The sequence below is a fragment of the Halomicrobium sp. HArcel3 genome, assembly GCF_058933135.1.
This window is the reverse complement of sequence record NZ_JBZYDN010000001.1, coordinates 400224-426563: the sequence shown is the minus strand read 5'-3', so window position 1 is coordinate 426563 and position 26340 is coordinate 400224. Positions and strand designations below refer to the sequence as shown.

Annotated in this window: 24 protein-coding genes; 15 read left to right on the top strand and 9 right to left on the bottom strand. The window is 66.8% G+C overall.

What is annotated here, in order from left to right:
- Positions 1-6: 6 nt before the first annotated feature.
- Together smc and AC5FRV_RS02110 are read left to right on the top strand one after the other, a co-directional pair.
- Positions 7-3600: a chromosome segregation protein SMC gene (smc, locus tag AC5FRV_RS02115; RefSeq protein ID WP_493559470.1), complete on the top strand. Its 3594-nt coding sequence runs from the start codon at positions 7-9 to the stop codon at positions 3598-3600.
- Positions 3593-4603, top strand: coding sequence for a segregation/condensation protein A (locus AC5FRV_RS02110; protein ID WP_493559469.1), 1011 nt, complete (start codon positions 3593-3595; stop codon positions 4601-4603). The genes smc and AC5FRV_RS02110 overlap by 8 nt, the downstream gene beginning before the upstream one ends.
- Positions 4604-4810: 207 nt before the next feature.
- Here the strand turns inward: AC5FRV_RS02110 and AC5FRV_RS02105 are convergent, their stop codons facing one another.
- Together AC5FRV_RS02105 and AC5FRV_RS02100 are read right to left on the bottom strand one after the other, a co-directional pair.
- Positions 4811-5761, bottom strand: a complete 951-nt coding sequence (locus AC5FRV_RS02105; RefSeq protein WP_493559468.1) for an AEC family transporter — start codon at positions 5759-5761, stop codon at positions 4811-4813.
- 63 nt (positions 5762-5824) lie between these two features.
- Positions 5825-6517 carry a phosphoribosyltransferase gene (locus AC5FRV_RS02100; protein WP_493559467.1) on the bottom strand — a complete coding sequence of 231 codons (693 nt, stop codon included), beginning with the start codon at positions 6515-6517 and terminating at the stop codon, positions 5825-5827.
- Between the two features lie 435 nt (positions 6518-6952).
- Between AC5FRV_RS02100 and AC5FRV_RS02095 the strand changes: the two genes are divergently transcribed.
- The 3 genes from AC5FRV_RS02095 (at position 6953) to mfnA (ending at position 11586) form a co-directional block, all read left to right on the top strand.
- Positions 6953-7855 (top strand): PhzF family phenazine biosynthesis protein, encoded by a 903-nt coding sequence (locus AC5FRV_RS02095; RefSeq protein ID WP_493559466.1) that lies wholly within the window; start codon positions 6953-6955, stop codon positions 7853-7855.
- A 143-nt stretch (positions 7856-7998) separates the two neighbouring features.
- Entirely contained in the window at positions 7999-10374 is a 2376-nt protein-coding gene (ppsA, locus tag AC5FRV_RS02090; protein WP_493559465.1) for a phosphoenolpyruvate synthase, read from the top strand.
- 156 nt (positions 10375-10530) lie between these two features.
- A complete protein-coding gene (gene mfnA, locus AC5FRV_RS02085) occupies positions 10531-11586 on the top strand; it encodes a tyrosine decarboxylase MfnA (RefSeq protein ID WP_493559464.1) in 1056 nt (351 codons plus the stop codon).
- 11 nt (positions 11587-11597) lie between these two features.
- Here mfnA and AC5FRV_RS02080 read toward each other — a convergent pair whose 3' ends face one another.
- A complete protein-coding gene (locus tag AC5FRV_RS02080) occupies positions 11598-11825 on the bottom strand; it encodes a hypothetical protein (RefSeq protein ID WP_493559463.1) in 228 nt (75 codons plus the stop codon).
- A gap of 384 nt (positions 11826-12209) precedes the next feature.
- Here AC5FRV_RS02080 and metG point away from each other — a divergent pair, with 384 nt between their 5' ends.
- Positions 12210-14378, top strand: a complete 2169-nt coding sequence (metG, locus tag AC5FRV_RS02075; RefSeq protein ID WP_493559462.1) for a methionine--tRNA ligase — start codon at positions 12210-12212, stop codon at positions 14376-14378.
- 36 nt (positions 14379-14414) lie between these two features.
- On the opposite strand, the gene AC5FRV_RS02070 is transcribed toward metG, so the two are convergent.
- Positions 14415-15200 (bottom strand): DUF7847 domain-containing protein, encoded by a 786-nt coding sequence (locus AC5FRV_RS02070; protein ID WP_493559461.1) that lies wholly within the window; start codon positions 15198-15200, stop codon positions 14415-14417.
- Positions 15201-15329: 129 nt separating this feature from the next.
- Between AC5FRV_RS02070 and AC5FRV_RS02065 the strand changes: the two genes are divergently transcribed.
- From AC5FRV_RS02065 to AC5FRV_RS02050, 4 genes are read left to right on the top strand one after another with little or no spacing between them, the layout of a single operon-like run.
- Positions 15330-15773, top strand: a complete 444-nt coding sequence (locus AC5FRV_RS02065; RefSeq protein WP_493559460.1) for a DUF7312 domain-containing protein — start codon at positions 15330-15332, stop codon at positions 15771-15773.
- A gap of 39 nt (positions 15774-15812) precedes the next feature.
- A complete protein-coding gene (locus AC5FRV_RS02060) occupies positions 15813-16415 on the top strand; it encodes an NfeD family protein (protein WP_493559459.1) in 603 nt (200 codons plus the stop codon).
- Between the two features lie 54 nt (positions 16416-16469).
- Positions 16470-17618 (top strand): SPFH domain-containing protein, encoded by a 1149-nt coding sequence (locus tag AC5FRV_RS02055; RefSeq protein WP_493559458.1) that lies wholly within the window; start codon positions 16470-16472, stop codon positions 17616-17618.
- A gap of 46 nt (positions 17619-17664) precedes the next feature.
- On the top strand, positions 17665-18276 hold the full coding sequence (locus AC5FRV_RS02050; protein ID WP_493559457.1) for a winged helix-turn-helix transcriptional regulator: 612 nt from the start codon (positions 17665-17667) through the stop codon (positions 18274-18276).
- A 151-nt stretch (positions 18277-18427) separates the two neighbouring features.
- Here the strand turns inward: AC5FRV_RS02050 and AC5FRV_RS02045 are convergent, their stop codons facing one another.
- Entirely contained in the window at positions 18428-18670 is a 243-nt protein-coding gene (locus tag AC5FRV_RS02045; protein ID WP_089816940.1) for a DUF7123 family protein, read from the bottom strand.
- Between the two features lie 305 nt (positions 18671-18975).
- Between AC5FRV_RS02045 and AC5FRV_RS02040 the strand changes: the two genes are divergently transcribed.
- The gene (locus AC5FRV_RS02040; protein WP_089816939.1) at positions 18976-19377 is read left to right on the top strand and encodes a TRAM domain-containing protein; all 402 of its coding nucleotides are present in this window, start codon (positions 18976-18978) and stop codon (positions 19375-19377) included.
- A gap of 39 nt (positions 19378-19416) precedes the next feature.
- Here AC5FRV_RS02040 and AC5FRV_RS02035 read toward each other — a convergent pair whose 3' ends face one another.
- The 3 genes from AC5FRV_RS02035 to AC5FRV_RS02025 form a co-directional block, all read right to left on the bottom strand.
- Positions 19417-20109 carry a YkgJ family cysteine cluster protein gene (locus AC5FRV_RS02035; RefSeq protein WP_493559456.1) on the bottom strand — a complete coding sequence of 231 codons (693 nt, stop codon included), beginning with the start codon at positions 20107-20109 and terminating at the stop codon, positions 19417-19419.
- 94 nt (positions 20110-20203) lie between these two features.
- Positions 20204-20980: an MBL fold metallo-hydrolase gene (locus AC5FRV_RS02030; protein WP_493559455.1), complete on the bottom strand. Its 777-nt coding sequence runs from the start codon at positions 20978-20980 to the stop codon at positions 20204-20206.
- A gap of 16 nt (positions 20981-20996) precedes the next feature.
- On the bottom strand, positions 20997-21266 hold the full coding sequence (locus AC5FRV_RS02025) for a MarR family transcriptional regulator (RefSeq protein ID WP_089816936.1): 270 nt from the start codon (positions 21264-21266) through the stop codon (positions 20997-20999).
- Between the two features lie 162 nt (positions 21267-21428).
- Here AC5FRV_RS02025 and AC5FRV_RS02020 point away from each other — a divergent pair, with 162 nt between their 5' ends.
- From AC5FRV_RS02020 to AC5FRV_RS02010, 3 genes are all read left to right on the top strand, one after another.
- Positions 21429-21830 carry a PPOX class F420-dependent oxidoreductase gene (locus AC5FRV_RS02020; protein ID WP_493559454.1) on the top strand — a complete coding sequence of 134 codons (402 nt, stop codon included), beginning with the start codon at positions 21429-21431 and terminating at the stop codon, positions 21828-21830.
- A 91-nt stretch (positions 21831-21921) separates the two neighbouring features.
- Positions 21922-22626: a class I SAM-dependent methyltransferase gene (locus AC5FRV_RS02015; protein ID WP_493559453.1), complete on the top strand. Its 705-nt coding sequence runs from the start codon at positions 21922-21924 to the stop codon at positions 22624-22626.
- A gap of 111 nt (positions 22627-22737) precedes the next feature.
- Positions 22738-23634 carry a glycosyltransferase family 2 protein gene (locus AC5FRV_RS02010; protein ID WP_493559452.1) on the top strand — a complete coding sequence of 299 codons (897 nt, stop codon included), beginning with the start codon at positions 22738-22740 and terminating at the stop codon, positions 23632-23634.
- A 31-nt stretch (positions 23635-23665) separates the two neighbouring features.
- On the opposite strand, the gene AC5FRV_RS02005 is transcribed toward AC5FRV_RS02010, so the two are convergent.
- Positions 23666-24475, bottom strand: a complete 810-nt coding sequence (locus AC5FRV_RS02005; protein ID WP_493559451.1) for an amidohydrolase family protein — start codon at positions 24473-24475, stop codon at positions 23666-23668.
- A 175-nt stretch (positions 24476-24650) separates the two neighbouring features.
- Between AC5FRV_RS02005 and thsA the strand changes: the two genes are divergently transcribed.
- Entirely contained in the window at positions 24651-26210 is a 1560-nt protein-coding gene (thsA, locus tag AC5FRV_RS02000) for a thermosome subunit alpha (protein ID WP_493560144.1), read from the top strand.
- The last annotated feature ends 130 nt before the right edge of the window (positions 26211-26340 follow it).

The following is a 26340-nucleotide window of genomic DNA, read 5'->3' as shown; positions in this document are numbered from 1 at the left end:
GACCCAATGCACATCAAAGAGCTCGTCCTTGACAACTTCAAGAGTTTCGGCCGGAAGACGCGGATTCCGTTCTACGAGGATTTCACCGTCGTCACCGGACCGAACGGGTCGGGGAAGTCGAACATCATCGACTCCGTCCTGTTCGCCCTCGGCCTGGCCCGCACGTCGGGCATCCGGGCCGAGAAGCTGACTGACCTCATCTACAACCCGCGGGACGCCGAGGACGAGGACGACTTCGGCGGCGAGCGCGAGGCCAGCGTCGAGGTCATCCTCGACAACTCGGACCGCAAGCTCCAGCGCTCGCAGGTTATCAACGCCGCGGGCACCGAGGACGTCGGTAACGTCGACGAGATATCGATCCGGCGGCGCGTGAAACAGACCGAGGACAACTACTACTCTTACTACTATATCAACGGCCGCTCGGTCAACCTCTCCGACATCCAGGACCTGCTGTCTCAGGCGGGCGTCACGCCCGAGGGGTACAACGTCGTGATGCAGGGCGACGTCACCGAGATCATCAACATGACGCCCGGCGCGCGCCGGGCGATCATCGACGAGATCGCGGGCGTCGCCGAGTTCGACCAGAAGAAGGAAGCGGCCTTCGAGGAACTCGAGGTCGTCCAGGAACGCATCGACGAGGCCGAACTACGGATCGAGGAGAAGCAGAACCGCCTCGACCAGCTCGAAGACGAACGGGAGACCGCCCTCGAATACCAGAGCCTTCGCGAGGAGAAAGAGGAGTACGAGGGCTACCGCAAGGCGGCCGAACTCGAAGACAAGCGCGAGGAACTCGAGGAGATCGAATCGGAGATCGACGAGCTCGAAGACGAACTCGCCGAACTCCAGGAGGAGCTCGACCAGCGCCAGGGCACCGTCGTCCGCCTGGAAGAGGACCTGGAAGACCTGAACGCGGAGATCGAACGCAAGGGCGAGGACGAACAGCTCGCCATCAAGCGAGAGATCGAGGAGATCAAGGGCGACATCTCCCGGCTCGAGGACAAGATCGAGACCGCCGAGGAGAAGGTCGAGGACGCCGAGAACACCCGCCGGCAGGCGTTCGTCCAGATCGACCGCAAGCAGGAGACCATCGACGACCTGGAGAGCGACATCCGCGAACGCAAGGTCGAGAAGTCCAACGTCAAGGCGGAGATCCAGGAGAAGGAAGCCGAACTCGAGGAGGTCCAGCAGCGGATCGACGAGGTCGGCGACGAGTTCGAGGAGGTCAAGAACGAACTCGAATCGAAGCGCGCCGACCTCGAGGAAGCCAAGTCCGAGAAGAACGACCTCCAGCGCGAACAGGACCGGCTCATCGACGAGGCCCGCCGCCGCTCGAACGAGCAGCGTGAGAAGCGCGAGGCCATCGAGGAGGCCGAGGCCGAGATCCCCGACCTCGAATCGGAGATCGGCGACCTGGAGAACGAACTGGAGAAGGCCGAGAAGAACAAGCAGACCATCACCGGCGTCGTCGAGGACCTCAAGAGCGAGAAGCAGGAGCTCCAGTCCAGAATCGACGACCTGGAGGACGACATCTCCGCCAAGCAGCAGGAGTACGCGGAACTCGAAGCCCGCGCAGGCCAGGACGGCGACTCCTCGTACGGCCGCGCGGTCACGTCCATCCTCAACGCCGGTATCGAGGGCGTCCACGGCACCGTCGGCCAGCTGGGTGGCGTCGACCCGGACTACGCCACCGCGTGTGAGACCGCCGCGGGCGGCCGACTCGCCCACGTCGTCGTCGACGACGACACCGTCGGCCAGCGTGGTATCGAGTACCTGAAATCCAAGGGTGCCGGCCGGGCGACCTTCCTCCCCATCACGGAGATGCACCAGCGCGGGCTCGGAAACCTGCCGAACAAAGACGGCGTCGTCGACTTCGCGTACAACCTCGTCGACTTCGACCCCGAGTACGCGGGCGTGTTCTCCTACGTCCTGGGCGACACCGTCGTCGTCGACGACATCGAGACGGCCCGCGACATGATGGGCCAGTTCCGCCTCGTCACGCTCGACGGCGACCTCGTCGAGAAGTCCGGCGCCATGACCGGTGGGTCCTCGTCCGGGACTCGCTACTCCTTCTCCGGCGGCCAGGGCAAACTCGAACGCGTCGCCAAGAAGATCAACGACCTCGAGGACGAGCGCAAGGAGGTCCGCGAGGAACTCCGCGACGTCGAGGGGCGACTCGACGACGCCCGAGACCGGCAAGCCGACGCGGCCGACCAGGTCCGCGAGATCGAGGCCGACGTCGAGCGCAAGGAGACGGCCATCGAGGACGCGGAAGAGAAGATCCAGCGTCTCGAAGACGAACTCGCAGAGATCGAGGAAGAGCGCGAGGCCGTCTCCGACGAGATGGACGAACTCGAGGCCGAGATCTCGGAGAAGGACGAGACCATCGCCGGGCTGAACGCCGACATCGAGGAGCTCGAGGCGGAGGTCGCCGACTCCGACCTCCCGGACCTCACCGACCAGAAGGACCGGATCAACGCCGAGATCGACCAGCTGGAGGACCGCCAGGACGACCTCGACGCCGACCTGAACGAACTCAACCTGGAGAAACAGTACGCGGAGGACGCCATCGACGACCTCCACGACGACATCGAGACGGCCCAGAACCGGAAGGCCGACGCCCAGGAGCACATTGCCGAGTTCGAATCCGAAATCGAGGACCACCGCGAGAAAAAGTCCGAGAAGGAGGCCGAAGTCGAGGAACTCGAAGCAGAGCTGGCAGACCTCAAGGACGAGCGTGAGGATCTGCGCGAGGAACTCCAGGAGGCCAAGGAGGCCCGCGACGAACAGCAATCGGAAGTCAGCGACGTCGAGCGCGACCTCGACGACGCCCGCGAGGAAGAGGACCGCCTGGACTGGGAGATCGAGGAGCTCGAGGCCCAGGTCGGCGACTACGACCCGGAGGACGTCCCCGACCACGACACGGTCCAGTCCGAGATCGACCGGCTCGAAGGCGAGATGGAGAAGCTGGAGCCGGTCAACATGCGCGCCATCGAGGAGTACGACAGCGTCGCCGAGGACCTGGGCGAACTCGAGGACAAGAAGGAGACGCTCGTCGAGGAAGCAGAAGAGATCCGGAACCGCATCGAGACCTACGAGGCCCGGAAGAAGGAGACGTTCATGGAGTCCTACGACGCCATCGACGAGAACTTTCAGGACATCTTCGAGCGCCTCTCCGACGGGGAAGGACGGCTCTTCCTCGAGAACGAGGCGGACCCCTTCGACGGCGGCCTGACGATGAAGGCCCAGCCCGGCGACAAGCCGATCCAGCGCCTCAACGCGATGTCCGGCGGCGAGAAGTCACTGACCGCGCTGGCGTTCATCTTCGCCATCCAGCGCCACAACCCCGCGCCGTTCTACGCACTCGACGAGGTCGACGCCTTCCTCGACGCCGCCAACGCCGAGCGCGTCGGCGAGATGGTCGACGAACTCGCGGGCCAGGCCCAGTTCGTCGTCGTCTCCCACCGCTCGGCCCTGCTCGACCGCTCCGAGCGCGCCATCGGGGTGACGATGCAGGACAACAACATCAGCGCCGTCACCGGAATCGACCTCTCCGGCGACGTGGATATCGACGGTGACGGGGAGGTGCCAGCGGATGATTGACGATAGCGGGGACGAGGAGAACAGCAAAGACGGTGAGGACCGGAACGACGACATCCCGTTGAACATCGCGGGACACGAGGACAGGGAGCCGCCTGGCGGTTCCGATGCGGCAGATCTCTTCGGCGCGAGCGACGACGTCGACGAGGAGTCTGAAACCACATCGGACGCCGAGAGTACGGCAACAGAGAACGAGGACGCCGAGTCCGACGAGGACGACGACGAGAACGTCGAGCCGGTCGAGGTGCTCGTCCAGCTGGCAGACGAGGGAGAGATCGACCCGTGGGACATCGACGTCGTGCGGGTGACGGACAAGTTCCTGCACGTCCTCGACGCCCAGGACCTGCGGACCTCCGGCCGGGCGCTGTTCTACGCCTCGGTCCTCATCCGGATGAAGAGCGACGCGATGCTCACCGAGGACGACGAGGAGGAGGCCGAACAGGTCGAGCCCTGGGAGCAGGCGATGGGCGAGGACGCGCCTATCGACGAGCCGGACCCCTTCGCCTCGCTCGAACAGGAGATGGACCGGCGCCTCGAACGCCGGCGGGCGCGCGGGATGCCCCAGACGCTGGACGAGCTGGTGCGGGACCTGCGGGACGCCGAGCGCGAGTCGTGGTGGAAAGAGTCCCGTGAGTACGACACGAGCGACTCCCCACAGGGGTTCCAGCGCGGGACCCAGGAACTGGACTACCGGTCGGCCGACGACCTGCGGATGGACGACGAGCCGACGGAGGACGACGTCACCGGGACGACCCACGCGGAGAACATGGACGACATCATCGACGCCGTCTACGAGGTGCTCCGGGAGCACTACGACGCCGGCCGCGACGAGGTGCTGTACCGTGAAGTCCACATGGCAGGCGGGTCGCGCGTCGAGACGTACCTCGGCCTGCTCTTCCTCTCCCACCGCGGCCGCGTCCGCCTCCAGCAGGACGAACTGTTCGGCGACCTGTGGGTACAGGACCCCGCCGCGCCGACGGGGTCGGAAGAAGCGTTCGCGGACTAATATTCCGGTTTTCACCACCCTCACACCAGTTAGTCGTCGGAACGGGAACGGCTATCTACTCCGTGTGCATAGATACCAATGGCCATGACGCCTACGTCAATTCGCGAACGCCTCGAGGAGGTCGGTGACGGGGTCGACCCCGAGGAGTTCGTCGCAGCGCTCGAGTACGTCCGCGACGACGGTCGGTCCCGCCGTCAGCACTGAGAGTCAGATCACGACGCCGGACTGGAGAATCGCGACCAGTGCAGTGACAGTGACGACGCTCGCGACGGTCGTCAGGAACACTGTCGCGCTGACGAACTCGCTGGCGGTGATACCGTCGGTGTCGCCGCTGAAGGCGCCGACGAGGATGATCGGTGTCACCGCGGTCGGGCCTGCGAGTAGTAACACGACGACGCGGGCGACGGTGGCGTCGCCGAACCCGACGAGGAGCGCCGCGGCCAGCGCGACCACGGGAGCCACGAGGAGTTTGACCCCGCTCGCGAGGCCGACCGGGCGGAGCGCCCCCTCGACGTCGACGCTGGAGAGCTGGATGCCGAGCACGACGAGCATCACCGGGATCGACGCGTTCCCGAGCAGTTCGAGCGTCTGCATCACCGTCGAGTCGGTCGGCGGGACGACGCCCAGCCAGCGCGCCGCGAGCGCGACCACCACGGCGTACACCAGCGGCAGGGTGAACACGCGCTTGACGTTCTCGCGGACGGCGCCCTCGTCACCCCGGGCCGCGACGTAGACGCCGAGGGTGTACAGCAGGACGCCCTGGACGGCGGTGACGAGGACGGCGACGCTGCGACCGACCTGGCCGAAGGCGAAGTCCGCCAGCGGGATGCCGAAGTTGCCGACGTTCGGGAAGATGACTACCATGACGAACGCGCCCAGCAGCGGCTCCGAGCGGCCCGACGCGCGACCGATACCCTCGGCGAGGACGATCATCGCGACCGAGAAGACGGCGACGACGGCCACGATTTCGAGGATGGTCGACCCGCCCAGGGCCGACGTCGCGAGGCTATGGAGTACGAGCGCAGGCGCGAGCAGGTACACCGTGACGGTGTTGAGCGCGTCCGGCTGGACGCCCTTCACCCGGCCCAGCGCGAAGCCGACGGCGGCGATGGCGATAATCGGGAGGATAGCCGACGCGAAGATGCCCAGGAGCGACACGCTCGTGAAGTGCGCGGCGGGGCTAAGAATCCTGTCGAAACCGCACGCGTCGTGTCAGGCCCCTCACTCGACGAGTGACCAGCCGTCGCCGGTCCAGTCGACGACGTCGCGGCGTTCCATCTCGGTCAGGACCTCGCCGAGGCGGTCGGGCTGGGCGATCTCCATCTCGATGCGGTCGACGTCGTGGTACGTCCGGAGCAGGCCGCGGACGGCCTCCTCTTCGAGCACGTCCTGGTCGGCGCGCTCCATCACGCCCTCGACGAGTTCGATCATGTCCTCGATAAAGTTCCAGGGGTAGACCACCCAGGTCCACTCCTCCAGGTGCTCGCCGACGAAGTCGGGCTGGAACTCGCTGGTGTCGAGCAACTGGAGCGTCGCGGTTCGCACCTCGCCGCAGTCCCGGTCCGTGACGTACTCGTGGGCCCGACTGATCGACCCGCCGGTGTCGGCGATGTCGTCGATGATCAGGACGTCCTTGCCCTCGACGGAGCCGGCCGGCATGGGATATCGGACCTGCGCCTCGTCGGCCTTCTGGGCCGTCCCGACGTAGTGCTCCATCTTCAGGCTCGTCAGGTCGTCGAGTCCAAGGAAGTCACACAGGCAGCGCCCGGCGAACCAGCCGCCGCGGGCGAGCGCGACGACGACGTCCGGTTCGAACTCTGCGCGCTTGACCTCGTCCGCGACGTCACGGCAGAGCCCGTAGATGTACTCCCAGTTCGTGATGGTACACGAGAAGTCGTCCGGCAGGTCGCTCATGTGTTGGTGTGCATCTTCGCCGACCTTCGGTGTTTCGAGTAGGAGAGTCCTGAGTGATTGACGAGATGGCCGTTTACAGCAGTGCTATCACTGCCAACAACAGCCCGAAAGCCCCGCCCGGCTGGCCTCCCGCGGCTCGCTGTGCTCCTCACTCGCTACGCTCGTTCCGGTGCTTACTTCGCCGGGGTTCGGCCAGCCGGACGCCCCTTTCAGTCCCACCCGACTCGTTAGTCTAGGAGGGTGGGACTGAAAGGGGCCGGTCGCTCGTGGAGCGAGACCCACCAAGCACGCCGAAGGCGCGCGCAGGTGCGGTCGCAGCCCACGAGCGACCGGGGGCTTTCGAGTTGTTAGCGGTGAGTACTATCACACTCGCAGTACCAGTCACAACACCTAGTCAGGGGAATCGTTTTCACGCGCGTCGGCAAACCCCAGGCCATGGACACTCGGCAAGCATTATTAGTCGACGCGTTCGCGGACGAGCCGATGGCCGGGAACCCGGCCGGCGTCCTGCCGGACGCGTCCGACCTGAGCGAAGACCAGATGCAGGCGATAGCGGGTGAACTCGGGGCCAGCGAGACGGCGTTCGTCGTGCCCTCGGAGGACGCGGATCGACGGCTGCGCTACTTCACACCGGAACGGGAGGTGGACCTGTGCGGGCACGCGACGATCGCGGCCCACGCCTACCTGTTCGAGCGGGCCGTCGTCGACGACGGGACCCACACCCTGGAGACCGAGGCTGGAACGTTCGACATCGAGTTGACCATCGACGGGACCGTGTGGATGGAGCAAGCGAACGCCGAGGTCGGGCGGGTCGACGTCGACGAGCAGGAGGCCGCGGACGCGCTGGGCGTCGACGTGGCGTCGCTCCGGGACGTCGGCGCGGACGTCCCCATCGGGAAGGTATCGACCGGCATGCCGTTCCTCATGGTGCCGATCAACTACTTCGAACACCTGAGCAACGCCGACCCGGACATGGCCGCTATCGAGGATCTGTGCGAGCGAACCGGCTGCGAGGGACTGTACGCGTTCACGTTCGACACGCTCGACATGGACACGACGGTCCACGCGCGGGCGTTCGTCCCGCTCGCGGGCATCCCGGAAGACCCGGTCACGGGGACGGCCGCGGGCGCACTCGGCGCCTATCTCCGGCGACACAACGCGATGGACGAGGAGTTCGACGAGATTCTCGTCGAGCAGGGCCACTTCCTCGACCGCCCGGGGACGGTCCGGGTCGAGTCCGACGGCGACGAGGTCCGCGTGGGCGGGCGCGCGGTGACGACGTTCGACGGCGACCTCGTGATCCCCGACGACGACGAGGACGAGATAATCGAGGTCTGACGGGCGATACCGTGGCGAGCCGTCGACACAGTGACGAGAGAACAGGTCGGAGAAGCGATTGATTCGATTCCGAGTCAGGGGTACTAGATGGTGCCGGCTTCGACACTACCTTAATATTTGTACATGTAGAGACGAACGAGTACATGGCGCTACGATGGCTCGACGAGATTACGGCCGACGACCTCGACTCGGTCGGCGGCAAGGCGGCGTCCCTCGGTGAACTCACGGCAGCCGGGCTCCCCGTTCCGCCCGCGTTCGTCGTCACCGCGGACACGTATCGCTCCTTCATCGAAGACACCGGCATCGACGTCGAACTGTTCGAAGTGGTCGACGTCGACACCGACGACTCACAGGCGCTCGCGGCGGCCGCCGAACGTGCGCAGGAACTGATTCTGGAGACCGAGGTCCCCGACCACGTCCGTGACGAGATCGTCGGGGCCTACGACGACCTGGGCCACGACGTCGTCGCGGTGCGGTCCTCGGCGACGGCGGAGGACCTGCCCGACGCATCCTTCGCGGGCCAGCAGGAGACGTTCCTCAACGTCGAGCGCGCGGACCTCCTGCAGCGCGTCAAAGAGTGCTGGGCTTCGCTGTTCACCCAGCGGGCCATCTACTACCGCCAGGAACAGGGCTTCGCCCACGATATCGTCGACATCGCCGTCGTCGTCCAGGCGATGGTCGACGCGGACACGAGCGGCGTCCTGTTCACGAGCCACCCCTCGACAGGAGCGCCCACGTCGATCATCGAAGCCGCGTGGGGGCTCGGTGAAGCCGTCGTCTCTGGCGCCGTCTCGCCGGACAACTACGTTATCGACCGCAAGACCGGTGACGTAGAGGAGGTCACCGTCGCGGACAAGAAGATGATGTACGTCCGCGACGGCGGCGAGACCGTCGAGCGCGCCGTCCCCGACGAGAAGCGCGAACAGCGCGTCCTGGACGACGACGACGTCGACCGACTGGTGACCCTCGGTGAGCGCATCGAGGACCACTACGAGACTCCGCAGGACGTCGAGTGGGCCATCTACGACGACGACGTCTACCTGCTCCAGTCCCGGCCCATCACCACCATCGACGAAGCCTTCGACGCGCCTGCCGACGGAAGCGACTCACAGTCCATCGAAACGGACGCCGACTCCGCCAGCGTCAGCGCCGACGCCGGCCTGGCCGACGGCGGGGGGATGGCGAGCCAGGAGGAAGGCATCCTCGCCGACGGCCTCGGCGCCGGCCCCGGGTCGGCGACGGGCGACGTCCGCATCGTCACCAAGCTCGACCAGCTGGACAAGGTCGAGTCGGGCGACATCATCGTCACCGAGATGACGACGCCGGACATGGTGCCCGCGATGAAACGCGCCGCCGGGCTCGTCACGGACGAGGGCGGAATGACCTCCCACGCGGCCATCGTCTCGCGCGAACTCGGCGTTCCGGCCGTCGTCGGGACGAACGACGCGACGGCACGGCTCCAGGACGGCCAGCGCGTCACTATCGACGGCGAACGGGGGACCGTCCGCCCGGACAGCGCAGAGGGTTCCAGTGAAAGCGACGACGAACACCAGACCGCGACGGCGCCGGACGGCCAGTCCGGCCAGTCTGCCGACGGGCAGTCCGGGTCCACCGGCCAGCCGGCGACGAAGCCGATGACCGGCACGGAGATCAAGGTCAACGTCTCCATCCCGGCCGCGGCCGAGCGGGCGGCAGCCACCGGCGCCGACGGCGTCGGTCTGCTCCGCATCGAGCACATGATCCTCTCGACGAGCAAGACGCCCGAGCGCTACATCGCAGACCACGGCGAGCGGGCCTACGTCGACGAGATCGTCGACGGCGTGCGCACCGTCGCCGAGTCCTTCTACCCGCGCCCGGTACGGGTCCGCACGCTCGACGCGCCCACCGACGAGTTCCGCCAGCTCGACGGCGGCGAGGACGAGCCCAACGAGCACAACCCCATGCTGGGCTATCGCGGCATCCGCCGCAGTCTCGACCGGCCCGAGACCTTCCGGCTGGAACTCGAAGCGTTCCGCCGGCTGTACGACATGGGCTACGACAACGTCGAGATGATGCTCCCCCTCGTCACCGACGCCGAGGACGTGCTGCGGGCGAAGGCCATCATGGAGGACGTCGGCCTCGACCCGGAGAAGCGCTCGTGGGGCGTGATGGTCGAGACGCCAGCCAGCGCGCTCTCGATCGAATCGATCTGTGAGGCCGGCATCGACTTCGCCAGCTTCGGGACGAACGACCTCACGCAGTACACCCTCGCCGTGGACCGGAACAACGAGAACGTCGCCGACCGGTTCGACGAACTCCACCCCGCCGTCCTCGAACTCATCGGGAGTACCATCGAGACCTGCCGCGAGCACGACGTTGCGACGAGCATCTGCGGGCAGGCCGGCTCGAAACCCGAGATGGTGCGCCACCTCGTCAACAGCGGCGTCACCTCCATCAGCGCCAACATCGACGCCGTCTTCGACGTCCAGCAGGAGGTCAAGCGCGTCGAACAGCGATTGCTGCTCGAGTCGGTACGGTAAGTCGCCGGGCCGCCACTGTTTTCGATACGACTCGGTCTTTCTTGACGCGTCGGACGTGAACGAGCAGGGCACTAGTCGGCCACTCCAGAACTCTGATTCCACGCTCCTCGCTCGAACACAACGGCTAAAGGCCACAGGCCCGTGGTATGGGATAGAATGCAGCAGGCCGCACCGCAGGATTTCGACCGCGTGCTCTCTTCGATGTGCACGGAACCGCACCCGGCGGCCCGCGAGGCGGCGGAGCGATTCCTCGCGACGAATCCCGGTGACCCCGGGACCTACGAGACGATTGCTGACATGGAACGCGAGGCCGTGGAGCGACTCGGCGCCATCTCCGGCCTCGCCGACCCCGCGGGCTACGTCACCAGCGGCGGGACGGAGGCCAACATCCAGGCGGTCCGCATCGCACGTAACCGGGCCAGCGACGCGACGGACGACCCGAACGTCGTCGCGCCCGAGCACGTCCACTTCTCGTTCCGGAAGGCGGCGGAGATGCTCGGCGTCGAGTTGCGAACGGCGCCCGCGACGGGCCATCGGGCCGACGTCGACGCGATGGCGGAACTCGTCGACGACGACACGGTCGCTCTCGTCGGCGTCGCAGGCACGACGGAGTACGGCTTCGTCGACCCCATCCCGGCCATCGCGGACCTGGCCGCGGACGCTGGCGCGCTCTGTCACGTCGACGCGGCCTGGGGCGGCTTCTACCTCCCTTTCACCGACCACGAGTGGAGTTTCGATCACGCCGCCGTCGACACGCTCACCATCGACCCGCACAAGGTCGGCCAGGCTGCGGTCCCCGCTGGGGGCCTGCTCGCGAACTCGACCGATCTGCTGGACGAACTCGCCATCGATACGCCCTACCTCGAATCGACCAGTCAGGTCACGCTCACGGGCACGCGCTCCGGCGCGGGTGTGGCCAGCGCCGTCGCCGCGATGGACGCGCTCTGGCCCGAGGGGTACCGCGAGCAGTACGAGCGCTCGATGGCTAACGCCGAGTGGCTCGCCGACCAGCTGGACGCCCGCGGCCACGACGTCGTCGGCCCCGAGCTCCCGCTCGTCGCCGCGGACCTGTCCGTCCCGATGACGGCCGAACTCCGGGAACGCGGCTGGCGCGTCTCCAAGACCGGCGCCGGCGAGATGCGCGTCGTCTGTATGCCCCACGTCACCCGGTCGATGCTGCGCTCGTTCGTCGCCGACCTGGACTGGTACTGACCTGCGAACACTCACTGGCTCTCGCGTCCCAGTCCCAATCTGACCATCAGTGCCCCCGCAATCAGTGCTACCGCGCCGATGACCGTCCACTGCAGTGATCTCCCGGTGATGGGTTCGCACTCCGCGACGCACAGGACCGGACCGAGCTGGACGATTCCGAGGCCCTGTACAACCCACAACAACCCGAGGAGGGTCACGACGACACCGACGACCGTCACGATTGCTCCCTTCGCGTTCATGTCAAGAGTGGAACGTGAGTCGCCTTGAGCGTTCCCCGGCCGAGACGCTCCCGACGGAGCGGTCCTGATCACGTTCGTCCGTCGCCAGGGCGCGATTCGGCGAAACCGCTCTCGTTCGGAACGGTCAGGCTTTTGCTACACCAACCCCAATCAATACCAATGCCAGCGACGTGGTCCCCCGAAATGCGCGGCACGATGCCTTTCTTCTAGCACCGGGTGGACCCACTCGACGACGCCTCGCCGGTAACGCGACGGGGCGGCCGCCGACTGGTGAACCCCGGTGGGTCACCAGCGTCGTACGCACCGAGTAACTGCACCAGTCACGACACAGATGACAGCACCAAACCCGCGGGTTTTAGGCCCGCATGGAGGTATCGCACACACATGAGCCACGACACGCTACCGACCGACAATCCGGCGGTCGTCACGTGCGGGTTGCCCTACGCCAACGGCGACCTGCACGTCGGCCACCTCCGGACGTACGTCGTCGGGGACGCCTACTCGCGCGCGCTCGAACGCGTCGGCCAGCAGACCGCCTTCGTGAGCGGGTCGGACATGCACGGGACGCCCATCGTCGTCAACGCCGCCGAGGAGGGCGTCGACCCCGAGGAGTACGCCCTGGAGTACCACGAGAAGTACGCCGAGACGTTCCCGAAGTTCAACGTCGCCTTCGACAGCTACGGCCACACCCACGACGAGACGAACACCGAACTCACCCAGTCGTTCGTGGAATCGTGGATCGACGGCGACCACGTCTACGAGAAAGAGATCCAGGTGGGATACGATCCCGAGGCCGACCAGTGGCTGCCCGACCGCTTCGTCGAGGGGACCTGCCCCTACTGCGGCGAGCACGCCCGCGGCGACGAGTGCGACGAGGGGTGCCAGCGCCACCTCGAACCCGGCGAGATCGAGGACCCGGTCTCGACGCTGACGGGCAACCCCGCCGAGTACCGCTCGCGCGACCACCGATTCCTCCGCCTCGCGGACTTCCAGGAGTACCTGCAGGGGTTCATCGACCGCCTCGAAGGGACGGACAACGCCCGCAACCAGCCGCGGGAGTGGATCGAGGGCGAACTGGAGGACCTGTGCATCACGCGGGACCTCGACTGGGGGATCGACTACCCCGGCGACGAGGACAGTGAAGCCGACGAGGACGCGGACACCGAAGAAGACCTCGTCCTCTACGTCTGGGTCGACGCGCCCATCGAGTACGTCGCCTCGACGAAGCAGTACACCGAGCGGGTCGGCGCCGACGAGTACGACTGGGAGCAGGTCTGGAAGGTCGACGGCGAGGAGCGCCACGGCACCGAGTGGGACGACGCCTGGACCGACGACGCCGGCGAGATAATCCACGTCATCGGCCGGGACATCATCCAGCATCACGCCGTCTTCTGGCCGGCCATGCTCCGCGGCGCGGGCTACGCCGAGCCACGGGCCATCCTCGCGGCGGGCTTCGTCGGCATCGACGGCAAGTCCCTCTCCACCTCGCGCAACCGCGCCGTCTGGGCCGAGGAGTACCTCGACACCGGCTTCCACCCCGACCTCTTCCGCTACTACACCATCTCGGGCGCCGGCCTCGAATCGGACGTCGACTTCTCCTGGGACCGCTTCGCAGAGCGGGTCAACGGCCAGCTGGTGGGTAACGTCGGCAACTTCCTCTACCGCTCGCTCCTGTTCGCCCAGCGCAACTACGGCGGCACCCCCGACGTCGAGACGAGCGACGACGTCGCCGAGCGTATCGAGGACGCCGTCGCGGAGTTCAGAGAGGCCGTCGCCGACTACGACCTCCGAACTGTCGCCGACGCCGCCGTCGAACTGGCGGACTACGGCAACGAGTACATCCAGCGCAACGAGCCCTGGAACCTCGTCGACGACAGCCCCGACGAAGCGGCGCAGGTCATCCGCGACTGCGTCCAGCTATCCAAGGCCGTCGCCGTCCTCATGCAGCCGGTGCTCCCAGAGAAGGCCCAGGCCGCCTGGGAGCAGCTCGGAGAGAGCGGCACCGTGGAGGACGCCCACCTCGACGCGGCGCTGGAAGCCCCGCCCGCCGAGTTCGACGAGCCGGAAGAACTGTTCGCCAAGGTCGAAGACGACGAGATCGAGGCGCTCAACGAGGACCTCCGCGAGCGCGTGGAGGCTGCGAGCGAGGGTGACGACGAGGGTGACGAAGCAGACGACGGCGAGGGCGACGGTGAGGCGAGCGACCAGGCCGTCGACCTCGAACCCCTCGAAGACGAGCGCATCAGCTTCGAGGACTTCCAGGGGATCGACCTACGCGTCGGCGAGATCGAGTCGGCCGAACCCATCGAGGACTCGGACAAACTGGTGAAGCTGCAGGTGGACATCGGTCACGAAGTCCGCCAGGTCGTCGCCGGGATCAAACAGCTCCACGACGTCGACGAGCTTCCGGGCACCCGCGTCGTCCTGCTGGCCAACATGGAGAAGGCCGAACTGTTCGGCACCGAATCCAACGGGATGGTGCTGGCGGCGGGCGACGAGGCCGACCTGCTGACCACCCACGAGGACTCGCCGCTCGGAACGCGCGTCCACTGAGCAGGTCGAAAACTGGGGTCCGACTCCCCACTGCTTCTACGGCTGGCTCGCTTCCTGGCTTCGAACTTGCTCGAAGGCTCGCGTCGTCGCCGCGATACTGAAGACCAGGACGAACGCGGAGGTGACGGCCCCGGCGACCGATCCCGCCAGCGGCGAGAAGAGGCCCACGAGCGCCGGCGGAATGCTGGCCACGAGACCGACCAGGGCGACCACGAGAGCGAGGCCGATAAGGTCCAGGCGATTACCGCGCGACAGGTCCCAGGCGCGCTCCATCGCGCCGAACGTGTTCCTGTCCTCGAGGGCGATGACCTGCCTGACGAAGTAGAACGACAGCGCCAGGAAGATCCCGGGGATAATCAGGAGGACGAATCCAATCACCGTCGCGATGGCGACGAGAACGCCCGCGAGGACTCCGTGGAGCGTCACCCACGCGAGGTTCCGGCGGACCAGGGTGGCGGGGATGGTCTGGGTCTCCGCCGACGCGAAGACGCGGATCGCGACGATCCTGAGCGCTTCCTCGCCGACGGCGAACAGGACGGAGAGCGCGACGACGGTCCCGGGCGGTAACGTCGTCACGTGCCAGTCGACTCCGTCCGAAGTGACGTCGAAGAGCGGTTCTAGCGGTGAGGGCGTCGTACCGTCCGTGCTGGTCAGTATCTCCGACTGCTCGGTGAAGAACTCCGCGTACGTCCCGGCAGTCGCTTCGCTGGCGAGCGTTCCGAGGAGTCCGAACGCGACGAACGCCGCGACGAGCAGCAGGCCGTTTCGCTCGAAGGTCCGGGTGAGTCCCTGCTCGACGGCGTCCAGTACGTGGAGGGCCATAGCGGGTGCATTTCGGGCCGGAATAAATGGTTTCCGTCACGTGGCTGCCGGAATTAGGACAGACCGCTCGTCGGTTCCTCGTTGGCGGCACGCGAGGCGCTTTAGTAGCGCGACGAACAACCCCTCTGTATGCGAGATGACGCGGGTCGCGGGGCAGACGACGGCGAGGAGTCCCGGGACGGAACCTGGAGCAGCCCCGGCGGTGACGAGAACGTCAACGGCGACCGACTCGACGAGGAACCGGAACAGGAGTACTACAACCAGCGATACGAGGCCGGGGTCGTGGACGGGGACGACGACGGCGGCGACACCGACGACGGTGACGCGCGGTCGTCGGGGGGCAACGTCGCAGGGGAGTTTCGTCCATCGGCGACCATCGAACCGGGAACACCGTCGCTGGAGAACTCGCTGTTCGTCGTCTTCGGGGCGTACGTCGCCGTCCTGGGGCTGACGCGGCTGTTCGTCGACGTCCAGGGGTTCGACGCGCAGGACCTGCTCGTCCTCACGGGCGGGACGTTCCTGGTTGGCCTCGTCCTCTTCGGCTTTTTCGGCGTGTTGACATCCGACTCCTGACCCCCGACACTTAATTTCGCCGGGACCCTAGCCTCGGATATGCCGGAACTGTTCAGCGAGTCGATATCCTTCTTCCTGTTCCTGGCCGGTGCCATCCTCCTCGTCGCCGAGGCGTTCGCGCCGGGCGCTCACCTGTTCGTCCTCGGGGTGGCACTGCTGTCCGCCGGACTGGTGGGACTGTTGCTCCCCGGTGGGCTGGGTATCTTCGCGCCGATAATCCTCGCCGTCGTCGTGCTGGCCCTGACCGGACTGACGCTCTGGGGCTACCGACGGCTGGACATCTACGGGGGCGAGGGCGCGGCGGAGACGAGCCACTCCGGGTCGCTCAGGGGCCAGTTCGGGACGGTCACCGAGCGAGTGACCACCACCGAGGGCGAGGTCAAACTCGAAGACGGTGGCTTCAACCCCTACTACCGCGCCCGGAGCGTCGAGGGCGAGATCGAGGTCGGGAGCGAGGTCATGGTCGTCGACCCCGGCGGCGGCAACGTGGTGACCGTCGAGTCGGTTGCCGAGGGTGACGACATCGACCGCGCGCTCGCACGGGAGCGAGCCGCGTCGGAGCCCGGGGAAGACGCCGAGAGTCCGGAGCGCGACGACGACGGAGACCGTGAGACAGACGTCGAGTCGGACCGGGCTTCCTGAGGCGTGGAAGCACACCGAACACTTTTATTTTAGGGAACCTGAAAACCGAACGTTATGCTACCAACAGTGGTCCTCCAGGGTGGCGGCGCCGGAGTCATGTTCGTCGGCGTCATCCTCCTGTTACTCGTTATCGCGCTGGTTTACTCCAGCATCGTCATCATCCGACCCTATCAGCAGGGCGCGTACACGGTCCTCGGTTCGTACAACGGCCTGCTCGACCAGGGTATCCACTTCGTCTGGCCCTTCGTCTCGGACGTGACCCGGTTCGACATGCGTACCCAGACGCTGGACGTCCCCCGTCAGGAAGCGATCACCCGCGACAACTCGCCGGTGACCGCCGACGCCGTCGTCTACATCAAGGTGATGGACCCGAAGAAGGCGTTCCTCGAGGTCGAGAACTACGAGCGCGCGACCTCCAACCTCGCCCAGACGACGCTCCGCGCCGTGCTGGGCGACATGGAACTCGACGACACGCTCAACAAACGCGGCGAGATCAACTCCCGCATCCGCCAGGAACTCGACGAACCCACCGACGAGTGGGGGATCCGCGTCGAGAGCGTCGAGGTCCGCGAGGTCAACCCCTCGAAGGACGTCCAGCAGGCCATGGAGCAACAGACCTCCGCCGAGCGAAAGCGCCGCGCCATGATCCTGGAAGCCCAGGGTGAACGCCGCAGCGCCGTCGAGACGGCGGAAGGTGACAAGCAGTCCAACATCATCCGCGCACAGGGTGAAAAGCAGAGCCAGATCCTCGAAGCACAGGGTGACGCCATCTCCACCGTCCTCCGCGCGAAGTCCGCCGAGGCGATGGGCGAGCGCGCCATCATCGACAAGGGGATGGAGACGCTGGAGGGCATCGGCCAGAGCGAGTCCACGACGTTCGTCCTCCCCCAGGAGGTCACCTCACTCGTCGGCCGCTACGGCAAGCACCTGACCGGCTCCGACGTCAAGGAGAACGGCCACGTGCTCGAAGGGCTCGAATTCGACGAGGAGTCCCGCGAGATGCTCGGCCTCGACGACATCGAGGAGATCCTCGGTCAGATCGACGCCGAGGCGGACGTCGACGTCGAAGAGATGGAACAGGCCGCCCAGGCCGTCAAACACGGCGAGGATCCGAACGAAATCTCCGACGCCGACGAGGTCATCGAGGAGATGGACCAGGAGTTCAACGCCGACGGCGGGTCGACCGCCTCGGACGAGAACTGATCCTAGTCGAAGCCGTTTTACACGTCCTCGTCATACCAACGTATCAATGGGTCGGGATGGTGACGTCGACGAGTCCAAGCGGGCTACCCTCCGGCGGTTCGCCGCACTCGGCGCGGCGAGTCCGCTCGTCCGCTTCTCGGAGAGCGAAAGCGGGAGCGGGAGCGACGCCCGCGACGCCATCGCCGGCTACCTCTCGACCACGCCGGGCGCCCACTTTTCGAAGATCCGTGACGACCTCCAGCTCGGCACCGGCGAGACCCAGCATCACCTCAGGGAACTGGCCGAGAACGGCGCCATCGAGAGCGAGAAGGACGGCGACTATCGCCGGTTCTTCCCCGCCGACCAGTTCAGCGAGTACGAGAAGGTGACGCTCGGGTACCTCCGACGGGACACCACCCGCGGGATGCTCGTCGCGTTGCTCCGCGACCCGACGACGACGGCGGGGAACCTGGCCGACGACCTCGACGTCTCGCGGCCGACGGTCAGCAAGTACGCCGCCGAACTGGAAGCGGCCGGGCTCCTCTCCCGGGAGGACGGCTACGCGGTGGACGCACCGGAGACGGTGCTGACGCTGGTCGTTCGGTACGCGGATTCGTTCGACACCGACGCCGCCGCCCTCGCCTCGGAGGCGGCGGACCTCCTCGCGTACGACCCCTGACCAGGTCGTCTGTCGGCTCGACTGGTCTGGACTTAGCACCGTTCTCTAGCGAGCGAACTTACGCCCGGAGTGAGAACGACGTCCGTTGGGAGCAGTCGCTCGACCCACTGGCAGCGTCGAAAAGAGGCCGTCGCCGTGCGGTCTGCTCTCCCTACGCGGTGACCTTCCAGGTCGTCGAGGAAGAGTAGCCCCACTTTTCGACTTCGACGTCGAACTCGCCGCCCTCGATGGCGGTCATGTTCGTCCCGACTTCCTTGGCCGAGAGGTCGAGTTCGTCGCCGATGAGGCGTGACTTGAAGTAGGTCTGGGTGTCGGCGTTGTCCCGGAGGAACTCCAGGATGCGGCGTTGCTTGTCCGAGAGGCGAGTGTCCGTCGTCGACGCTGTGGCGCTCATATCAATCCGTTTGGGGGAAACGGTCTTAGTGGGTTTGGTACAGTCGGTTAACGGCTCGCTTTCTTGCGGTTTTCGCGGTCATCCCGCCGGTATTCGACCGACCCGCTGCCGTCACTGGTACGGTCGGGTAACCGGCACCTACTCTGCGGAAAGCCCGGTGACGGCACCAGCGGTCCGCGTGAGCGCTCGCGGATGCGACAGGCTACCGGAGAAATCGGTACGTCTCTCTAGGGGCGCGAGACCGGGGAGACCGACGTAACATCTTTATCAGTGGCCTTCAATGCGGGGAGTAGAGGTCTAAAGCTGTGGAAATCTCAGAGAAACTCTTGTGTCTGTTCAGTGCGGAGGTCTCCGAGGACGGGGACAGCTACGTCGTCGAGGTACCGCGTCGCGAGGTCGACACCGGATCTATTCAGCCCGGCGAGACCTACCGGGTCGCGCTCATCGCCGCCGACGAGTCCGAGGAGACGAGCGAGGACGGCGGGACGACGACGGCGCCGACCGAACCCCAGCCGCCAGTCGAAGGGGGCGAGATACGCTACGTGGAGATCGAGGACATCGGCAAGCAGGGCGACGGCATCGCTCGCGTCGAGCGCGGCTACGTCATCATCGTCCCCGGTGCGGAGATCGGCGAGCGCGTCAAAGTCGAGATCAGCGAGGTAAAGTCCAACTTCGCCGTCGGCGAGATAATCGACGAAGAGTTCTAGGCGCTCGTTTCTCCCGCTCGAACGGCCCCGGCCGGTCGCCTACTCGACCGGCGTCCCGTCCGGCCGTTTCGCGCCTTCCGAATCGTGGACGACGACCCCCTGGTCGGGGTTCGCCGGCTCGTAGTTCTCCCGGACGTCGATGGCCGACGCCAGTTCTCGTACCGCCCGCTCCCTGAGTGCGGCCGCCAGTTCCTCGGCGTCCGATCGGGAGATGTCCCGGCCGAGGCCCTCACATTCGTGTGCCCGAACCATTCCGGCTTCGTCGACGGCCTCGCCCATCGGCTGACTGGTCCCGCCGAGCGCGACGCTGAAGGGGTACGTCTGGCAGATGAGCGGGCGGTCCCCGTGGACGGAGCAGGCGCCGACGCCGTCCTCGTCTTCCCGGTAGAACGTACAGTCCCCGCAGTCGTCCGTCTGGAGCGCCCACTCGAAGGTCTCGCCCTCGGGACCATCCTCGCCCTCGCGGACGCCGAAGGGCATCGGTCGGGCGACGTCGCGCCAGTCGTATTCCTTCTCTCCGGCCGCCTGCAGCCGACGGACTTCCTCGGGCTGGACCGTCGCCGTGTGCGGCTCGGTCTCGCCTTCGTCGTCCGTCTCACTCCCGTCGACCTCGTTCGCCTTGCAGCACGCGCCACAGCGCGTACACTCGAACCCGATGTTCTCGATGGCGTCGGCCAGGTCCGCGACGTCGAGCGCCCGCGCGCGCTCGAGTTCGGTTTCGAGAGATTCCACGTGAGTGAGTACGGGCCAGCGGTGAAAAGGGGTCCGGAAGCGCGAATCAGTCGGCTGTCCGATGGGTCGCGCAGCAACGCAGCGGACCCGGCGGCTACGCGGGGCGCGCCCGACGGCCGTCCCACTCGACTCGACCCTCGACGGCGAGCTTTTCGAGGTGCGCTCGTACCGTCACACCGGCGAGGTCGCGGACGCCAGCGAGGTCCTTCTCGTAGGCGGCGTCGAGGATGGCGTCCACGAAGGTCGCGCCGGATTCGACCGCGGCGAGCACACGTCGCTCGCGGTCCAGCCGGTGCTCGATCAGTCGCGCGCACGTTTCGCGCGGGTCGGTCACGACCGCGCCGTGGCCAGGAAGTAGTCTGGCGGGTGCGCGAGCGTAGACTCGACGAAGAGAGCTCAGGTACGCGCGGACGTCACCCTCTGGCGCGCCCACGACGACGCTGCCTTCGGCCACCGCGAGGTCGCCAACGAGGAGATCCTCATCGACGGCGAAAGCGACGTGTTCTGGGGCGTGGCCCGGCGTTTCCGCGACGGCGACGCCGCCCCCGCTCACTGGGATGGTCGTCCCGTCGCGAAAGGTCCTGTCCGGCGCGATGCCGGTGGCCGATTCGAATCCGTCTTCACGGCCCGCCCGTGCCCAGACGGTCGCGTCGAACTCGCTGGCGTACGACGCGACGGCGCCGACGTGGTCCGGGTGGTGGTGGGTGACGGCGACGTGTGCGACCGGCCTGTCCGCGAGAGCCTCGTCCAGTGCGGGCGTTCGGCACGCCGGGTCGACGAGGAGCGTGTCGGAGTGACCGACCACGTACGCGTTCGTCTGGCCGCCCGGGGCGCGGGTTTCGACGTCGACCGGGATTCGCGTGCGTTCCATCCAGTCGCCCGGCAGTTCACACCGACAGGAAGTAAACCTGTTTCCGGGCGTCGGAGAAGCTGTAGCGGGAGTCGACCAGGTCGCACTCCTCGAGTCGGTTCAGGGCGTAGCGGACGGTCCGGTCGGGGAGCAGCGACTCCTCGACGAGCTGGCCCTGGGAGAGGGGTTCACCGGACTGGAGGACTTTTGCCACGAGTTTGGCGCTCGGCGGTAGTTCACGCAGGGTTTCACGGAACGCTTGCTCGGTGAACGGATCAGTCGTGGGTTCCTCGGTGGTCGTGCTCATACGAAAGCCTGCATCGACGTCACTGGTAAAACTTCGCTATATGGAGGTCAATACAATGGAAAGTATACAGTGCATATAATGACCCCTTATATTCCCGGATTCGGGTGATCGATCTGGCGGTTTCGGCGAACGCTGAAAGGGCTGGCGTGACTCTCTGGGCGTATGGCAGCGATACCCGAGGCGTTCCACGACCTGTTCGAGAAGCGGACGTTCGCCCACGTCGCGACGCTGATGGGCGACGACACCCCCCAGGTGACGCCGGTGTGGGTCGATTACGACAGCGACCGCGACCGCCTGTTGCTCAACACCGTCCGCGGGCGGTTGAAAGAGCGGAACCTCCAGCGGAACCCGAAGGTCGGTGTGAGCATGACGGACCCCGAGGACCCCTACCGGTTCCTCTCGGTCCGGGGCGAGGTCGACGCGATGGTCGAAGACGGCGCCGTCGACCACATCGACGAACTTGCCCGGCGGTACATGGACGTCGACGAGTACCCGAACAAGGGGACCGAGGAGGGTGCCCGCGTCATCGTCGAGATACGGCCCGACCGCGTGGCGACGTCGTAGGGACTCGTCGCCGGTTCGCGCCCGGGAACCGCCCGTCCCGGTTGCGTCGAAGCAGTATCGTTTTATTCCCCGGGTGGGGAAACCTGCTAACGTGAAGGGCCAGGAGTGGTATCAGGCTGACGACGTCGCCGAGGAGTACGATTCGAAGCGCTTCTCGCGCGGCGGGCGCCTCATCGACAGTCGCGAAAAGGAAGCGGTGCTGGACGCGATCAGCCCCGTCGAGGGGAAGTCCGTCCTCGAAGTCGCCTGCGGGACCGGCAGGTTCACCGTGATGCTCGCCGAACGCGGCGCCGACATCGTCGGCCTCGACATCTCCGGGCCGATGCTCCAGCAGGGTCGAACCAAGGCCCAGGCGGCCGGCGTCGACGACCACGTGGAGTTCATGCGTGGCGACGCCGCGCGCTTGCCGTTCCCCGACGACCACTTCGACGTCGTCATGGCCATGCGGTTTTTCCACCTCGCGGACACCCCCGCATCCTTCCTCGCCGAACTCCGGCGCGTCTCGAAGGAGCAGGTGGTGTTCGACACGTTCAACCGGTTCTCGACGCGGTCGCTGTACAACTGGGCGCTGCCGATGGGGTCGCGGCTGTACTCCCGCTGGGAGATCGACCGCCTCCTCGACGGAGCGAACCTGGAACTGGCCAGCGACGAACACGACTTCGTCCTGCCCTACGGCTTCTACCGGAAGATCCCGAACAGTCTCGCCGCCGCGTTCCGCTCGCTCGACACCGCCGTCGGAAAGTCGCCCGTCGGCGACTCGCTGGCCTCCGTGTCGTACTGGGACGCCCGGGTCTGACCGGCCGCGCGCGCCCGCTCCCCCGCGAATCGCTGTCAGACACCGGCACGGACCCCCACGGCGGGCGAGAGTGCGCGAACTTTATACGGCTCGGCGGAACTATCTGTATCTATGCAACTCTCGGTTGTCGTCCCGACGCTCAACGGCCGGGAGGAGCTGCGGGGCTGTCTCGACGCGCTCGCCGAGCGCGTCCCGGACGCCGAGGTCGTCGTGGTCAACGGCCCCTCTGCGGACGGCACGACGGGTATGGTCCGTGACCGGGCGGACGTCGACGTGCTCGTCGAGATCGCAGACCGCACTATCAACGCCGCCCGTAACGCGGGCATCAATCGCGCTACCGGAGACGCCGTCGCACTGCTGGACCGGACGTTCTCCGTCGAAGACGGCTGGTTCGACGCCGTCCTCGAGGGCCTGACGGAGGCGCCAGTCGTCACCGGCCCCACTCACCAGGAACTCACCGCCGGGATGACGACCGAGTCCGAGGAGACGACGACCATCGCCGGACGCGACGTGACGTACTTCAACCCGGGGAACGTCACGTTCACGACCGAGATTCTCGACGAGTTCGACGGCTTCGACGAGTACCTCGATATCGGCGGGGCCCGCGACCTGGCCCACCGGATCGCCGGGGCCGACTACGACGTCGCCTGGCAGTCGTCGATGTGCGTCCGTCGCGAGTTCGAGGCCGACGGCGGGATGCGCCGGACGGACTGGACCGCCAAGTACCAGTCGCTGGCCTACCGCCTCGTCAAGAACTACGGGTTCCGACCGACCGTCGCCCACCGGGTCGGCGCCCACGCCGCTCGCGACGCCTACGACGGGCTCCGGGACGTGCTTCGGGGCGACGCCGGCGCCTCGAACTGGCTGGGCACTGGTCGCGAGGTCGCTGGCGGCGTGTCGACCGGTGCCAAGGACGGCGTCGTCGCCCGGTTCCGGGACCACCCGCCGCGCCAGAACCCCAACGGACGCTCGATGCGCGTGGACCGGGCGGTCGAAGTGTACGAGTAACGTTCGGAGCCGACCGCTCGCTCCCAGAATTCTACGGCGCGAGTTCTTCGACGACGCGGACGGGATTCTTCGAGAACACCTTCTTCATCGCGTCCTCCGGGACGTCGAGGGTGAGAATCTCCATGACGGCGACGTTGGGATGGGCGCTCGGTGCGCCGCTGCCGAACAGCACTCTGTCCGGGTGTTCGATGATAGCGCGTTCGAGCGCGTCCCGGTATCGAACGACGCTCGTGTCCAGGTAGCACTGTTCGTAGGCGTCCAGCAGGTCGATGGACTCGTGCATCAGGTCGCGCTGGAGGGGATGCGCACCGAAGTGCCCGAGGATGACGGGCAGGTCGTATTGCAGGAGGTGCCGTTCGACGGCCTCGGGCGGGAATTCCAGGCCGCCGTGGACGAGTAGCGGTTTGCCGACGGACTCCAGTTCGGCCATGACCGCCTCGTCCGGGAGCCCGTCACGCGAGGGGTGGAGTTCGAAGCCGGCGAAGCGGTCGTCGTAGGCGTACTTCTCGACGTCGTCGGGGGAGGTGTGGTCCTCCCCGCGCCGGGCCGCGAGGTTCTTCAGCCGTGACCCGGCGTCGGTGCCGGCCTCGCGCGACCCGTTGATACGGGCGAACGCGACCATCGGGCGACCGACGCTCATCCGGGCCACGCCGTTGTTGGCCTTGAGATAGCTCCCCTCCCGGTCGCCCGGGTAGACCACCGCGCGGACGACGCCCGCCTGGTGCATCTCCCGCTCCAGTCGCTCCGGGTCGCCGATGCCGTCGCGGGGACGGCGGGACTCGTCGGGTTCCAGGCGCGCGTGGACGTCGACCACGCGAAATCCGTGCTCCAGCTCCAGCATGGTCCGAGTGATGCGGTATCGCTGTATTAAACCATCGGCAGCGTCGCCGGTGAGCGCCGGTTCTCGTCCGGGTGTCGCACGCCGTCTCGCCCGCCCGATAGGAAAGTTTTATATAGAACCGCTAACGATGTTTTGAGTGAGGTATACAGCTATGTCACAGTCCGGTCAGCGACGCATGGGTGGCCAGCCCCTCTTCATCCTCGACGAGGACACCCAGCGGACGCACGGGAAGGACGCACAGAGTTCGAACATCGCCGCCGGAAAGGCCGTCAGTGAGTCCGTTCGGACGACACTGGGCCCCCGTGGCATGGACAAGATGCTCGTCTCCGACTCGGGCGACGTCGTCATCACGAACGACGGCGCGACCATCCTCGAGGAGATGGACATCGAGCACCCCGCCGCCCAGATGATCGTCGAAGTCGCCCAGACCCAGGAAGACGAGGTCGGTGACGGCACGACGACGGCGTCCGTACTCACCGGACAGCTCCTCGCGAAGGCCGAGGACCTGCTCGACGACGACGTCCACGCGACGACCATCGTCGAGGGGTACTCCCAGGCCGCCGAACTCGCCCAGGAGGCCATCGACGAGGAAGTGCTCGACGACGAACTCGACGACGAGATTCTCGAGAAGGTCGCCGAGTCCTCCATGACCGGCAAGGGAACCGGCGACGTCGCGGCCCACGCACTGGCCGAGACGGTCGTCGAGGCCGTCCGACACGCCGACAGCGACGACGGCATCGTCCGCGACAACATCGTCGTCCGGACCCAGACAGGCTCCTCTTCCTCCGCGACGGACCTCATCGAGGGCGTCGTCATCGAGGAAGAGCCAGTCCACGAGAACATGCCCCGCTCGGTCCAGGACGCCGCTATCGGCGTCGTCGACGCCGACCTGGAGGTACGCGAGAGCAACATCGACGCCGAGTACAACGTCTCCAGCGTCGACCAGCTCAACGCCGCCATCGAGGCCGAGGAGTCCGAGCTCCAGGGCTACGCCGAGGATCTCGTCGACACCGGCGTCGACGTCGTCTTCGTCACCGGTGACGTCGACGACCGCGTCGCCGCCCACCTCGCCAAGGCCGGCGTCGTCGCCTTCGACAGCGTGGGCGACGACGACGTGCAGGCCATCGTCAACGCCACCGACGCCAACCGCGTCGGCAGCGTCGACACGCTCGAAGACGAGGACATCGGCGCCGCCGACGACGTCAGCGTCGAGAAGTACGGCGACGACGACCTCACCTTCGTCACCGGCGGCGCGACCGCCGAGTCCGTCACCGTCTTCGCCCGCGGCGGCACCGAACACGTCACCGACGAGCTCGAGCGCGCGCTCAACGACGCGCTCGACGTCGTGACGGCCGCCCTCGACAAGGGCGGCGTCGTCCCCGGCGCCGGCGCCACGGAGATCGCCGTCGCCGACTACGTCCGCAGCGAGACAGCCGGCATCGAGGGCCGCAAGCAACTCGCCGTCGAGGCCTTCGCTGACGCCCTCGACGTGCTCCCGCGCACGCTGGCCGAGAACACCGGGATGGACCCCATCGACGCGCTCGTCGACCTGCGCAGCCTCCACGAGCAGGAGGGCCGCGCCGGCATCATCAGCGAGGGCCAGACCGGCGTCATCGACGACCCCGTCGACTACGGCGTCCTCGACCCCGCCGCCGTCAAGCGGGAGGCCGTCGAGAGCGCCACCGAGGCCGCGACGATGATCGCTCGCATCGACGACGTCATCTCCGCGAGCTGATCGGTCGAGCGTTTCATCGCGAGACTGCGGCTCGCGGAGAGTACGAAGCGAGCTGATCGGTCGACTCCCGCGCCGCGATTCACCTCGACCCTCGCGGCGCTACTCGGTCGATGAATCGAACACCGACTGT